Below are 13649 nucleotides of genomic sequence, written 5' to 3'. Positions count from 1 at the left end.
CCTGCGCTGGTGGCAGCTTCGCCCACGGATGCGGCAGTGGTGGCTTTCCCGCCTCAGGCTGACGGACACTTTCACGCTGACTCAGCGCAATGTGTACATTCTGCCCACCCGGGCGGGATTGATGTTGGCAGTGACCCTGGCGGTGCTGCTCGTCGCGTCCATCAACTACCAGCTCAACCTGGGTTATTTGCTCACGTTTCTTCTGCTGGGCTGCGCTGCTGTGAGCATGGTCGTTTGCCACAATACGCTGCGCGGCTTGACGCTTCACCTACTGCCGCCGCAATCTATCTTTGCTGGTGGCCTGGCCCTGTTTGATATCCGGCTGGTCAACGGACGCAGCACACCGCGCTACGCCATAGGTATGGCCGTGCAAGGTTCAGACCACTGGACCTGGGCCGATGTACCTGCGCAGGGCGAGGCGGCGGTTCAGATCAGCTTCAAACCCGCGCGGCGCGGTTTGCATCGCGTACCCGTACTGACGTCAGAGACGCGCTTTCCATTGGGTACCTTTCGCGTATGGACCATCTGGCGCCCTGCGTCCCAAGTTCTGGTGTACCCGGCCCCAGAAGCCACACCTCCGCCCCTGCCGCAAGGAGAACCCCTGTCTGGCGCTGGCGCCTTGGCCAGCGCCCGGTCCGCCGGAGAGTTCGATGGCGTTCGCTCCTATCAGCGCGGTGACCCCATGAAACTGGTCGTATGGAAAAAATTCGCCAAGTCAGGCGAGTTGGTCAGCCGAGACTCCAGCCAGACCCAGCGCTACGAGCTTTGGCTGGATTTCGCTCGCGCGGGCTCACTCGACCAGGAGGGGCGCCTGTCTCGCCTGGCTGCCTGGGTCATGGCCGCAGATGCGCAAGGTCTTCAATATGGTCTGCGCGTGCCTGGCTCCGAGATCAAGCCTGACGGCGGTGTGGCGCACCGACTTCGCTGCCTGCGGGCATTGGCGCTAGTATGAATTTAGTCGATTTCAAACACCTGCCCAGGGAAGCAAGAGACACTCTCTTTCTCCTCGCAGTGATCGCGTGGGTCATCATGCCGCAGGTGCCCTACCTGCCCATCTGGTGCACGGCGTTCACCGCCGGCGTGCTGATATGGCGAGCATTCATTGCCATCAAAGGCCGCCCTCTGCCCAATCGTTGGTGGTTGCTGGCTCTGCTGCTGATCACGATGGCGGCCACCTTCATGACCCACCGCAGCCTTCTGGGACGCGAGGCCGGAGTCTCACTGATTGTCATTCTGCTAGCCCTCAAAACCCTGGAGCTGCGCGCCAGACGGGACGCCTTGGTAATCTTCTTTCTGGGCTTTTTCACCTTGTTGACAGGGTTCTTTCAGTCACAGTCGTTGACCACCGCCTTCGTCATGCTGGTTGCATTGGTGGGGCTCTTGACCGCGTTGATCAATGCGCACCGTCCAGTCGGCCACCCGAGCTTGCGAGAATCTGCGGGGTTGGCTTGCAAGATGGCATTGCTGGGCGCCCCCATCATGGTGGCGCTTTTCATGCTGTTTCCGCGTTTCGCGCCACTTTGGGGACTGCCCAGCGATGCCGCCACCGGAAGAAGCGGACTGTCGGGCGCCATGAAAGTCGGCTCCATCGCGGAATTGGTTCTGGATGATCGCGTGGCACTGCGCGTGCGTTTTGAAAGCAATCGCCCACGGCAAAGTGAGCTGTATTTCCGTGGCCCCGTTCTAAGCCGCTTTGATGGGGCTGAATGGACCATGGCCGACAGCTCCTTCGCTCCCCCTTTGCCAGCCGGCGATTTGCAAGTGAGCGGCGAACCTGTGCGCTATGAGACCACCCTGGAGCCCAACAACCGGCCGTGGCTGCTCACGCTGGACGTGGCTCCCAACGCACCGGCGCTACCCCGGTCTGTGAACGCGCGCTTGACTTCCGACCTGCAGTGGCTCGCTTCCAGGCCGGTGACCGATCTACTGAGGTACCGTTCTGAAAGCTATACCCAGTTCCAATATGGATTGACCAGCCCCAACGGCCGGCCACGCCGCGACTTCAACGAGTTCCTGCGCCTTCCGCCCGACTTCAACCCCCGTACCCTGGCATTGGCCCAGGAACTGCGAGGCCGAGTCGCAGAAGGAGACACAGATGCTCTCGTTCAATCTGCCCTCGGTCGGCTGCGCACAGGAGGCTACGTGTACACACTGCAACCCGGTGTGGCGGGCCGGCACAGCGCCGACGAATTCTGGTTTGACACCAAAGCAGGTTTCTGTGAGCACATTGCATCGGCATTCGTCATCTTGATGCGTGCCGCGGGAGTTCCCTCCCGCATCGTGACTGGGTTTCAAGGAGGAGAAATCAATAACGTTGACGGCTATTGGACCGTGCGCAATACCGATGCCCACGCCTGGGCTGAAGTGTGGACCACGGACCGAGGCTGGGTGCGTGTAGACCCCACGGCCGCCGTCGCGCCAGGCAGAGTGGGCCAATTCCAGCGTCTGCGCGCCCCAGACGGCGTCATGGCAGGTGCCATTGGCGCCTTCAGTCCCACGTTGCTGGTACAACTGCGTGCCACCTGGGAAGCCATCAACAACGGTTGGAACCAGTGGGTGCTCAACTACACGCAAAGCCGTCAGCTGGATTTCCTCAAGAATCTGGGGTTTGAAGAGCCAAGTTGGGAAGACCTGGGCAAGGTGCTTGCAGGCCTGCTGACCATCGCCGCTCTGGTTGGCGCTGGGTGGGCCATGTGGGAGCGCGGCCAGCACGACCCCTGGCAACGCCTGCTGGGGCGTGCGCGAAAACGACTCCAACGCGCGGGCGTGCAGATCCCGCCCAATGCGCCGCCGCGAGAGTTGGCTCGCATTGCGCAATCCACTGATCGCCTGCCTGTGCCTTTGAAAGATGCCCTCCAGGAGTGGCTGCTGGCCCTGGAGCGCGCCAGGTACGCACCTGCCCCAGAGAACTCGTCCTCACAGATGGCCCAGTTGCAAAGCCAGTTCAAGCAACTCAACTGGCCGCGGTCAGCGTGACGCGGCCCGCGCGACCCGGTCTGACGCGACCCGGTCTGACGCGACCCGGTCTGACGCGACCCGGTCTAACGCGACCCGGCCTGCCAGACATCACTCCAGCTGTCTTGCCCTCGGTTGCTTCGCGCAGTTTGTGGTATCGCCTTCACCCGGGAAGATCAGCGGCTATATGCAAGGGGCCAGGAGCGTGCTTACGATCTAAGATAGGGTGAATTAAGGTGAACGAATCCAGCATTCCGGATTCATTCATATATCTTGAGCTCCTCAGCGCACGCACATGCACCGACGTCCGTTTATTTTGTCTTCAGTTGCCACGTTGCTCGCAGCCGGCACCCCCATCCTATCGTCGGCCAATCCGCGCCAGCAAAAAGGCAGACGCAGCGAACCTAGCGAAGACCCCGCGCGCCCCTATCTTCTGCGCGAAGACGCCATGCGTTTTGCAGACGACCTGGCGGCGCGCCGCGGTCTGGACCCTCAGTGGGTGCGAAGCTCCATTGGTCAGGCGCTATTTATTCGGTCCATTCCACGCCTAATGCTGCCGCCTCCGCGCGGCACGGCCAAAAACTGGCGTGTCTACCGAAGTCGCTTTATCGACCCGGTCCGCATTCGTGCCGGTGTTCGTTTCTGGGCAGCTAACGGCTCGGCATTGGCGCGCGCAAACGAGCAGTTTGGTGTGCCTGAAGAGATCATCGTCGGCATCATTGGTGTGGAGACCATCTATGGACAGAATATGGGTAGTTTCCGCGTCATGGACGCACTCGCTACCCTGACTTTCGATTTTCCGCCTCAACACCCTCGTGCCCAGGCCCGGCAGGCGTTCTTCCAGGACGAACTGGAGCAGTTCCTGAGTCTTTGCCACAGAACTGGCATGGACCCAATGACCCCACTGGGCAGCTATGCCGGCGCTATGGGCATGCCACAGTTCATGCCGTCCAGTTGGGTCAAGCACGCCATAGATTTTGATGGCGATGGCCGTATAGACCTGTGGAACAGCCCCACTGACGCCATTGGTTCAGTCGCGAGCTATTTCCAAGGTTACGGTTGGCGTCCGGGCATGCCGACTCACTACCCGGTGCAATTGGCGCCAGAAGCAGACATGGACGCCTTGCTGGCGCCAGATATTCTTCCCTCATTCAGCCAGGCAAGCTTTGCAGCCAAGGGCGCCATTCTCACGGGCGCCGGACGGGACCATGCAGGCCCGCTGGCACTGATCGAGCTTCAGAATGGCAGTTCGGAGCCGACTTTTGTCGCAGGCACTGAAAATTTCTACACCATCACCCGCTACAACTGGAGCAGCTATTACGCCATGGCTGTGATCGACCTAGGCCGTGAGGTGGCTGCAGCGCGATGAGAGCTTTTACAGGGCTTCACCGGCCTTGCTCAATCGGCCAATCTCTTGCAGAAATAGGGTGGATAGAGAGCGCATACAGAAAGTGACTCTCGCGAGGCGCATCAAAAAATGCGGACGCTGAAGGTGATGAAAGATAAAGTTGGAACCATTGTTCGTCGATGGTCACTCATTCGGTAGGGTCAATCGACGCAGCTTGCCTATGCCCGCCTGGTTTGTATGCCGGGAAACCGCTTTAACTATCCTAGAACGCGCCGAAAGTAGGCCACCATGAACATCAATCTGAATTTCGCAGAAAGAGGCTTGTCCGCTGAAAAGCAGTTGGGAGTTGCGGCTGCAGACTACAAACGGACAACCACCGGGATAGTCTTAGAGATTATCGCGGGCATTTTGACTGGCGGCATCGGCTTCATTGCAGTTGAGGCCTACCACGTCTACAACCGGTCCCAGAAAACGCAGGAATTTTCCGAGTTGGCCGATGCCTTGCTGCAAGGAATGCGGAGCATGGAGCACGATGGGAGTGGTTTCATCACGCAGTATCAGGGCACGACCCTCGCCGTCACCCCCAACGGGAAAGACCTGCAAATTAGCCTTGGGGCTGACGTAAAAATCATTCCCGACAAAACCTTGAGTGCTGTCCGTGAAAATCTCAAGGCAGAAATACTAAGCAACCCTGATTTATACAAGACCAGTACGCTGAAAAATGCTCTTTGGGATCAAACACACGGCCAACGCGAACTTGCCACTGATTTTTTAAAAAAACACGCCAACCTGGACTCTTTTGATCATTTGAGCAAGGAAAAACTAGTTGCCTCCTGCATCATATTGGCGGAAGACCCGTCCATGCTGCAGGAGGTCAGAGACAGTCTGACTCCAAACGACAAAGCCATCAGAAGGGTCGTCGATCACGAGACTCTTGAACTCATTGAAGCTTGGAAGTCCAAGTCTCCAACAGAAACAGCAAGGGTGGACTTTGAGCCGGCAGTAGAGGCAATCAGTGCCGATAAAATCAACTCCACTCAAACCAGGGATGAGAAGCGAGTTCGAGCCCTGTTCGCTGAAATTCTCTTCCCTGAAAATTCGTGGGAAGCGGACACCAGAGAGGATGGCTCGCGGTTGAAGTCCACTCTAGTTAATAACTCTGCTCTGCTCGCCGAAATTTACGCCAAGCCCGAACTCATTGATTCAGCGGAACTCCCTCCCGAGCTCGCCAGCATGGTCAAGGGATACATCGACAACCTCAAACGCGACATCAAACTCCCGACAGATTTTGTAAACCAACAAAATCTCGCTAGAGCGCTGAACGCCCTTCCAGAAAAAAGATATAGCGAAATTTCGGCGGATATTGACCATAGAATTGATTCATTCGAATTCAAGTCACTGGACAGTGTGAAAATGCTTTCAACCATTTCCACAATGGGCGAAGGCAATTTTCAGACTTTCATGGCTCGCATATTCGAGAATTATTTCGATGCACAGCCCGTCATGGACAAACGAGCCATGATGGCTTCCTATCTCACCAATTCCAAGTCCAATGACATGGGCGAGATGAAATTGGTGGCGCTACTCAAGGCTGGGGGGCCTTATATACAAAAGCTGCTGCAGCTATTCGGAGACAAGGCTGAAGGTGACCTTAAAAATGCGCTTGATGCATTAAAAACGGATCTCAGCCCCATCAAGCAAACTATCATCGAGTCGGTTTTGAGCGGCATCGTTGAAAGATCAAATGGGCGTATTTCCAGAATCGAAGTAGAAAAGAACCTGGGGGCAGCATCCATTGGCCAGACGGTGCTGGCCAAAATGTATGGAGAAGATCCAGATAAATTTCAAGAGGTAGTTATCAAATTACTACGTCCTGGAATTCGCCTACGCGCCGAGAGGGAGCTTCAGTTCTTCACTGACGTAGCCACCGAAATTCCTGGAATGTTGAAAACATTCGAAGGCATTTCAGCTCAGATACAGGTGGAAATGGATCTCTCCAAAGAAGGCAACTACGTCGAACTGGCGCAAGTCTACAGCGGAGCATCAACCAACCTTCAAGCCATGAAGTTGGCGGGAAATATTCCGCCGACTCAAGGATACCTGGTACTGGAAAGAGCACCCGGAAGCACGGTTAAATCTAACTTTGAAGATTTGGAAAAACCGCTTGCCGATGAAGAAATTTACAGTATAGCCAACGATCAAAAAGGCGTCAAACTAGCCTCTGGCATTCGTTCTCTAGCCAAAACCTGGCTAGAAGAATCCTTGTTTGGCTCAGGCTTTTATCACGGGGATTTGCACGCCGGAAACATCATGTTTTCTGCCGAAGCTGGCGAGAATGGTATGACGACGGTAATTGATATGGGCAATGCCTATATTCTGTCCATTGATCAGAGGAGCGCCATATTTAAAATGGTACTTGCTGCCGGATTGCTGAAACCTGAGGTTTTTTCTAAAAACTTTGAGAAAATTTTGTCGGATGACGGAAAATTACTTTTCGCCGACAATAAAGAAGAATTCTTTACCAAGATTCAAGAGGCCATGCGTACTGAGGAAGACCCAGGCGCTGTCATCGTATCCATACTCAATTCTGCGAATCAGCTTGGACTGGAAATTCCTGCAGCGATATCCAATTTCTCTCGCTCGCAGATCATGCTGCAAAACGCGATCACACGAATTAATAATATCAATATAAAAACAAGAAAAGATCGGCGAAAACGCATCGTCGAGCTTCTAGATAAGCATATCTTCGGCACAAAAAGCCTGGCAGAAGCTCGTCAACAGGCCGAAGAGTTCATCAAAACATTTCGTCAAGCACTTCCGGAATCTCCGCTTGGGCCAGTACAGACCGAACTAGCAGAATTGATCACTTTGATTGATCGACACCAACCATTCGACGAAATCGTCTTCTCAGAGATCGTCAACGAAATTGTGAGCGACCATAAGTTGAACACCGCCTGGCTGGTAACTGGAGATATCTGGAACATCTTGACGGGCAGGGTTTGACGCTTTTGGCGACACCCCTGCCTATCGCGTCTTGACATCAATCCGCGCAACGCCCCACGCGCACAGGCACGGGGGCTTGTTCAATGCGCCCCTGCTGCAGCATCTGCCGCAGATGCGCCAGACTTCGGCCGCTTGGCCAGCCACACCAGCGGAATCAGCATCAAGAACAAGAATGCTGAACCATAAAAAATCTCCTGCGTAGACAGCATGTACGCCTGCTGAGTCGTGAGATTGTTGATATAGCTCAGTGCTTGTTCATGGCTCATGCCGCGCGCCTGCAGGCCCTCAAGGGTAGACATCGCCACCTGACTGCCGTGGTTGATGTTCTCAGCCAGGTTCGCGTGATGCATGGCCGCACGGTCTTCCCACATGGTGGTCGCCACCGAGGTGCCAATAGCCCCGGCCGTAATCCTCATAAAGTTCGACAAGCCAGAAGCGGCAGGAAGCCTGGAAGGCTCGATCCCCGAAAGCGTAATGGTCACCAGAGGGATGAAAAAGAACGCCATCGCCACACCCTGAATCAGGGTGGGAATCATGATGGTGCCAAAATCAGTCTGCGTGGTGAAGTGCGAGCGCATCCATAGGATCAACGCAAACACCAGGAATGAGAAAGTGGCGTATCTGCGCGGATCCACCTTGTGCAGCGTGAGGCCAACGATAGGGGATAGGACGATGGCGAACAGTCCCACCGGCGCCATGATCATCCCGGCTTGGGTGGCCGTGTAGCCCATGAATTGCTGTAACCAAAGCGGCAATATCACGACGTTGCCAAAGAACACTCCATAGCCCACCGCCGTCGCCAAGGCGGCGGACCAGAAGTTGCGCCGCTTGAAAAGCGATAGGTCCACTATCGGGTGCTCCTCAGTGAGCTCCCATATGAGAAAGAATGCAAAACCCACCACTGCCACCACTGCAAAGGCAATGATCTGGCCAGAGTGAAACCAATCCAGCTCCTTGCCTTTGTCCAGCATCAGTTGCAACGCACCCACCCAAATGACCAGTAGAGACAAGCCCACCGCGTCAATAGGCACCTTCCTGGTCATGGTTTCGCGTTCGCGGTAGAGCGCCCAGGTGGCAGCAGCCGCCAGCAGGCCTACCGGCACGTTGATATAGAAAATCCACGGCCAGCTCACGTTATCCGTGATCCACCCGCCTAACAATGGGCCCATGATCGGCGCCACCAGTGTCGTAATTGACCACATGGCCATCGCAAGGCCGGCCTTGGCGGGCGGGTAGCTCGACAGCAGCAGGGTCTGAGAAAGCGGAATCAATGGCCCCGCCACAAAACCCTGCAACGCCCGAAATGCGATGAGCATGCCCATGCTCGGAGCCAGGCCACAAAGCCAGGAGGTCAGCACAAACAGCAGTACGCTGGCCATGAAAAGCCGGACTTGACCAATGCGCTGAGTCAGCCAACCAGTCAATGGCACAGATATGGCATTGGCCACGGCGAAGCTGGTGATCACCCATGTGCCTTGAACCGGGCTGACGCCCAGGTCACCAGCGATGGCAGGCAATGAGACGTTGGCAATGGACGTGTCGAGCACGTTCATGAAAGTAGCGGCAGATAAAGCCAACGTGCCAAGCACGCGTGCGCTGCCGGTGAGTGGCGGATGCGCCACTTGAGCTGAAGGGGAACTCATGACTTGCTCGGGTGAAGAAGAGCTTTCTTCAGACCGCCTTGCGAGCCGGCTTCACCTGCACGTGTTGTTCTGCACTGCTGTGCTGACCAGAAGGCGTTGCAGTAGTGGCCTTGATGGGGGCGAGCGGCACCGGCCGGCCCATGTTCTTGGCAATGATGCTCCTCACCTGTGCCTCTGCACCTTCGTCAGCCTGTGCGTACACCTGGGTCTGGGCCAACGGATTGGTCCCTGTCGCCTCTGCCAGAGACAGGCCAGTCTTGTCTGCCACGTCCACTTCAGCTTCCATGGACAGGCCTACGCGCAGAGGATGCGCCTTGACCTGCTCAGGATTTAGAGCAATTCGAACAGGCACGCGCTGAACCACCTTGATCCAGTTGCCGGTCGCATTCTGTGCAGGCAAAAGCGCTGAAGCCGAACCAGTGGAAATGCCCAGTCCTGCTACTTTGCCTTCAAATTTCACCTTGCTGCCATAGGCGTCTGCGGTCAGGGTCACAGGCTGGCCGACCCGGATATTTCGCAACTGGTTTTCCTTGAAGTTGGCATCCACCCACAACTGATCCAGTGGCACGATGGTCATCAATGGCGTGCCCGGCGCCACGCGTTGGCCCAACTGCACACTGCGCTTGCCCACGTACCCACTGACCGGCGCAGGCAGAGCCATGCGGTGCGCAGCAATCCACGCCTCACGCAGCTTGCCCGCAGCTGCCAGCACGCTGGGGTGCTGTTCAACCGGTGTTCCGTCAGTCAATGCCTGATTGCTGGTGAGTTGTTCCCGGGCTGCAGCCACGGCAGCGTTGGCGCCTTGCAGCGCACTTTGTGCCGCAGTCACCTGAGCATTGGCGTGGCTCAATTCTTCACCGGACACTGCGCCACCAGCTACCAAGCCCTGGCGACGTGCCAGATCTTCCCTGGCCGTGGCCAATTGAGAGCGGGTGCGCTCTACCTCTGATTCACGCAGCTTGATCTGGGCACTGAGCGACGAGTTGTTCACATACAAGGTGCGAACCTGGCGAACCGCCTGACCCAGGGCGGCCTCCGCCTGAGCCAGCATCACGTTGGCATCTTGCGGATCAAGCTTGATGAGTGCTTGGCCAGACTGGACTCGGTCGGTCTCGTCGGCCAGTATGGCGGTGACGGTACCGCCCACTTGCGGCGTGATCTGAATCACGTTGCCCTGTACGTAGGCATTGTCAGTTTCTTCGAAATGGCTGAGCACCATCCAGTCGTAAGCACCCCAGGCCAGCCCGGCCAGCACGACAACGCTGGCCAGCGCAATCAGCGCCGGCTTGCGTTTGGAGTTTTTGGAAGGCGCTGCAGAAGGAGCGGCGGAATCATTTGGCGCGGTGTTGCCCTGCGCTTGGTTGTTATCGGCCATGGCTTTGTCCTGGGAAAAAGTTATCTTGGGAATGAATTCAGTGTGTCGTGGCTTGACTTTGCAAGACCACGTTCTCGGGGGTGGGCTGCCAGCCCCCACCCATGGCTTGCGCCAGGCCCACCTGGCTGAGCAAGGCCTGCGCTTGCAAATCCACCTTCTGGCGGCGTTGCGCCAACACGGCGGTCTCCGCAGAAAGCACGTGTAAATAGGTGCCCAGGCCCGCCTTGTAGCGCTGCTGGGCAATGTCGTAAGCGCCCTCTGCCGCACGCAAAGCACTGGCTTGCTCGCTTTGCTGCAAAGCCACTGCGCGCACCCCTTGCGACTGGTCAGACACATCGCGCATGGCGTCAATCACGGTGGCGTTGTAGCTCTCAATAGCGGTGTCGACATCGGCACTCTTGCCTTGCAGATTGGCCCGCAAACGGCCTGCTTCAAAAATCGGCAGCCTGATCGCAGGGCCTACACCCCATTGCATGCTGCCCGCCTTGAGCATGTTGTCAAAGCCAATGCTCTGGAAGCCGACAAAGGCCGCCAAGTTGATGTTGGGATAAAACTGTGCACGTGCGACCTGCACTTCACCGCGCGCCGCCTCCACACGCCAACGCGCCGCAACAATGTCCGCGCGGCGCCCCAGCCAGTCTGCGGAAAGTTCGTCCGGAACCGCCATGGCCTTGAACTGACTGAGTTGTGGGGGAGTAACCCCTTCAGGCAGTCGCGGCAGCCCCATCAGTGCGGCCAGGGCATTCCGGCTGGCTTCAACCTGCTGCGCCAGTGCAGCAATGCTGGTGCGAGTGTCGGCTCGGCCCGTCTCGCTCTGGCGGACTTCAAGCTGGTTGTCCAGGCCTGCCTTGACGCGATCTTGCACCAGTCCCAGCATCTGCTGGCGCTGAGTCAATGTGCGCTCAGCGACATCTTTCTGCCCAAGCAGGCGCGCCCATTGCAGATAGGCCCGCACGACGTTGGAGGTCAGCAGCACGCGGGCAGCATCGCGCTCAGCTTCTGCGGCCCTCACCTGACCGAGCGCAGAGGCCAACTCTCCACTGTGCTTTCCAAAGAAATCCAGCTCCCACCCCATTGACGCCTGGAGGTTGCCAATGTTCTGGACAGATCCACCCAAGGGGGCCGGGTAGATGTAATTGGAGGAAAACTTCTGCCGATTCAAGGACAGTTCGCCGTTGACCTGAGGCCAATCGGTCGAGCGCGCGAAAGCAACGCCTGCCTGGGCCTTGCTCACCCTCGCAGCGGCCACCCGGAGGTTGGGGTTACCCGCCACGGCATCTGCCACAAACCTGTCGAGTTGAGGGTCCCCGAAATTGGTCCACCAATCTGCAGCAGGACTCAGTGCTTGAGTGTCCGTGGAAGCAGCCAGACCCAACTCGCTGGCCTCACGCAGTTGTGCGCCTGGGCCCATGTTCTTCATATCCGCACAGCCTGCCATCAACAAGGCAGCAGCGGTCAATATGGTCAACGTCGTTTTCATTCACCCCGCTCCTCGGCGGCTTTGCCGCTCAATCCTTCAGCGTTTTCAATCAAGCGTCCAAGCAAGTGCTGAAACGTTTGCCATTCCTCTTGACTGAACCCTTCCAGCGCGGCGTTGTAGACACGGCTCAGCACCACGGGTACCTGTTCGGCTGCCGTCACACCCTCTGGGGTAAGCTCAATATTCACCACGCGCCTATCGCTTTCGGAGCGCACACGGCGACACAGCCCCTTGGTCTCCAACCGGTCGAGCAGTCGCGTCATGGCCCCGGTGTCCTGAGCACATTTACGTGCCAGTTCGGCCACTGTGTTGGCATGGCCCAAATGCACCTTATGAAGAGGCACCCATTGAGGAAGGCTGGTCCCGCCCAAGTCAGTCTGCTCGTTGACCGCCTGATTGATGCCAATCATGGCTCGGCGAAGCTTGTAAAGCAGGCTTTCCTGCGGGTCATAAGTCTCAGCCGAGAAAAAGCTGGGTTGCCCCCCCTCCTCCGCTGCTTTGATCTCACGGCGAACGTGATCCTGGGGCGGCGAGTGGACGACAGAACGCCCGTCGGACGGTGAGTCCGCGGGCGGAGATGGACGGGAAATCATCGGCAAACCTTGAATTAGTTGCCGTTAATTTATTTGCCTATGCAAATATTGTCAAAGCAGTGTTTGTAATGGCACTATTTTCACAAGGGTTTTCCCGGATTTCTCGGGAACAATCGAATGTTGCTTGAGGTGCAGCAGACACCATCGCGCGCAATTATTCCCTGGGAGCGTCAAAATCCTGCTCTGCACGACGGCGCCAGCAACAGCCTCGATGCTGGTTACGCAGATCGCGTACGGTTGTCGCTTTGCGGATGCAGCCTACTTCAGACTGGTGTTTCGCAAGCGCCATGGGAGTACGCCGCGCGCCTATGCCAGCGCTCATGCATCAGCCACACAGGGCGACGAAGCCATGGACAGGCGAGTCGCTGCTTCTGAGGTGAACACCCCATCGCACACGGTCGCACCTCTGAGAAAGGGGTCACCGCCTTTGATCAGCAAAAAATCCCTTGGCTTGTAAAGCCGTTGACATACGGCTTCGCACGGTCGTCCTAGACTGGCCCTCAGTACGACGCGTCCGCCAGCCATTCAAATGACAGCAGCGCGTTGCCTCAGTCCTTGCATGTCCCGGATGACACAATGCGATTTGTCCTTGTCGGTCAGTCCTTGTTCGTGAAGCTGGATCAGCACGTTCGAGACCATGACCCGGCTCAGGCCCGTGATGTTTGCCATTTCCTGGTGGGTGAAGGCGATGCCGATGCGCGTACCGCCTTCTTTCTTCGTCTCGCCATAGGTGTCGGCCAGCTGCACCAGGTGATGGATCACGCGCTGCGCGGCCGTGCCCTCGCTCAGCAGCAGGTTCTGGTTCGCAAGAATGCGCAGCTTCACGTTAACCAGCCAGAGCACCTGGCGCATGCACGTTGGGTGGCGAGTGATACCGTCGAGCAACTGCTGGTAGCCGATGGGCCGCGCCACAACGTCCGACGAGGCCACAGCCGTCACCGAATGCCGGCCGTCGAGGAACGCGCTGCATTCACCCACCATGCCGTGTGTGCCGACGATGGCCATGTGCTTCTCGTGGCCGGCGGCCGACAGCAGCAGCAACCTCACGCGGCCTTCTTCTACGACGTAGACCTGGCGCACCACGTCGCCCTGCGAGAACAGCGTCTCGCCCTTGCTGAAGCGCGCCGTCGGTGTGTCCTCGGCCATCAGCGGTCCCCAGTCGAAATGCGGCAACTCGATCCATGCAGAGGGAGACGCTGCCGCTTCGGTACTTTTATTCACCGTCTCAAGCCTTTTGTTTTGCGCAAGGCAG

9 protein-coding genes are annotated in these 13649 nt (G+C 57.4%); 4 read left to right on the top strand and 5 right to left on the bottom strand.

Going from position 1 to position 13649, the window contains the following annotated elements; all coding sequences use genetic code 11:
- Positions 1 to 28 precede the first annotated feature (28 nt).
- The 4 genes from ABIE13_RS01355 (at position 29) to ABIE13_RS01340 (ending at position 7306) form a co-directional block, all read left to right on the top strand.
- Positions 29 to 952 (top strand): DUF58 domain-containing protein, encoded by a 924-nt coding sequence (locus tag ABIE13_RS01355; protein ID WP_354441225.1) that lies wholly within the window; start codon positions 29 to 31, stop codon positions 950 to 952.
- On the top strand, positions 949 to 2976 hold the full coding sequence (locus tag ABIE13_RS01350; RefSeq protein WP_354440471.1) for a DUF3488 and transglutaminase-like domain-containing protein: 2028 nt from the start codon (positions 949 to 951) through the stop codon (positions 2974 to 2976). Before ABIE13_RS01355 ends, ABIE13_RS01350 begins: the two co-directional genes overlap by 4 nt.
- A 274-nt stretch (positions 2977 to 3250) precedes the next feature.
- Positions 3251 to 4324 carry a lytic murein transglycosylase B gene (mltB, locus tag ABIE13_RS01345; protein WP_436278366.1) on the top strand — a complete coding sequence of 358 codons (1074 nt, stop codon included), beginning with the start codon at positions 3251 to 3253 and terminating at the stop codon, positions 4322 to 4324.
- Positions 4325 to 4591: 267 nt separating this feature from the next.
- Entirely contained in the window at positions 4592 to 7306 is a 2715-nt protein-coding gene (locus ABIE13_RS01340; protein ID WP_354440469.1) for an AarF/UbiB family protein, read from the top strand.
- An 80-nt stretch (positions 7307 to 7386) separates the two neighbouring features.
- On the opposite strand, the gene ABIE13_RS01335 is transcribed toward ABIE13_RS01340, so the two are convergent.
- The 5 genes from ABIE13_RS01335 to ABIE13_RS01315 all read right to left on the bottom strand — a co-directional run bounded on the left by ABIE13_RS01335 (position 7387) and on the right by ABIE13_RS01315 (position 13618).
- Positions 7387 to 8949, bottom strand: a complete 1563-nt coding sequence (locus ABIE13_RS01335) for a DHA2 family efflux MFS transporter permease subunit (protein ID WP_354440467.1) — start codon at positions 8947 to 8949, stop codon at positions 7387 to 7389.
- Between the two features lie 28 nt (positions 8950 to 8977).
- Entirely contained in the window at positions 8978 to 10324 is a 1347-nt protein-coding gene (locus ABIE13_RS01330) for an efflux RND transporter periplasmic adaptor subunit (RefSeq protein ID WP_354440465.1), read from the bottom strand.
- Positions 10325 to 10361: 37 nt separating this feature from the next.
- A complete protein-coding gene (locus ABIE13_RS01325) occupies positions 10362 to 11804 on the bottom strand; it encodes an efflux transporter outer membrane subunit (RefSeq protein WP_354440463.1) in 1443 nt (480 codons plus the stop codon).
- Positions 11801 to 12397, bottom strand: a complete 597-nt coding sequence (locus ABIE13_RS01320; protein ID WP_354440462.1) for a MarR family winged helix-turn-helix transcriptional regulator — start codon at positions 12395 to 12397, stop codon at positions 11801 to 11803. Before ABIE13_RS01320 ends, ABIE13_RS01325 begins: the two co-directional genes overlap by 4 nt.
- Before the next feature lie 525 nt (positions 12398 to 12922).
- On the bottom strand, positions 12923 to 13618 hold the full coding sequence (locus ABIE13_RS01315) for a Crp/Fnr family transcriptional regulator (protein WP_354440461.1): 696 nt from the start codon (positions 13616 to 13618) through the stop codon (positions 12923 to 12925).
- Between the last annotated feature and the right edge of the window lie 31 nt (positions 13619 to 13649).

The sequence above is a fragment of the Ottowia thiooxydans genome (assembly GCF_040548795.1).
Lineage (GTDB): Bacteria > Pseudomonadota > Gammaproteobacteria > Burkholderiales > Burkholderiaceae_C > Ottowia > Ottowia thiooxydans_A.
Note: the sequence above shows the minus strand (reverse complement) of the source record. Positions and strands in the feature narration are given on the sequence as shown.

Coding starts and splice junctions, on each gene's coding strand:
- ABIE13_RS01350 (WP_354440471.1), top strand. CDS start 949: ATGAATTTAGTCGATTTCAAACACCTGCCCAGGGAAGCAAGAGACACT.
- ABIE13_RS01355 (WP_354441225.1), top strand. CDS start 29: ATGCGGCAGTGGTGGCTTTCCCGCCTCAGGCTGACGGACACTTTCACG.
- ABIE13_RS01330 (WP_354440465.1), bottom strand. CDS start 10,324: ATGGCCGATAACAACCAAGCGCAGGGCAACACCGCGCCAAATGATTCC.
- ABIE13_RS01335 (WP_354440467.1), bottom strand. CDS start 8,949: ATGAGTTCCCCTTCAGCTCAAGTGGCGCATCCGCCACTCACCGGCAGC.
- mltB (WP_436278366.1), top strand. CDS start 3,251: ATGCACCGACGTCCGTTTATTTTGTCTTCAGTTGCCACGTTGCTCGCA.
- ABIE13_RS01325 (WP_354440463.1), bottom strand. CDS start 11,804: ATGAAAACGACGTTGACCATATTGACCGCTGCTGCCTTGTTGATGGCA.
- ABIE13_RS01320 (WP_354440462.1), bottom strand. CDS start 12,397: ATGATTTCCCGTCCATCTCCGCCCGCGGACTCACCGTCCGACGGGCGT.
- ABIE13_RS01340 (WP_354440469.1), top strand. CDS start 4,592: ATGAACATCAATCTGAATTTCGCAGAAAGAGGCTTGTCCGCTGAAAAG.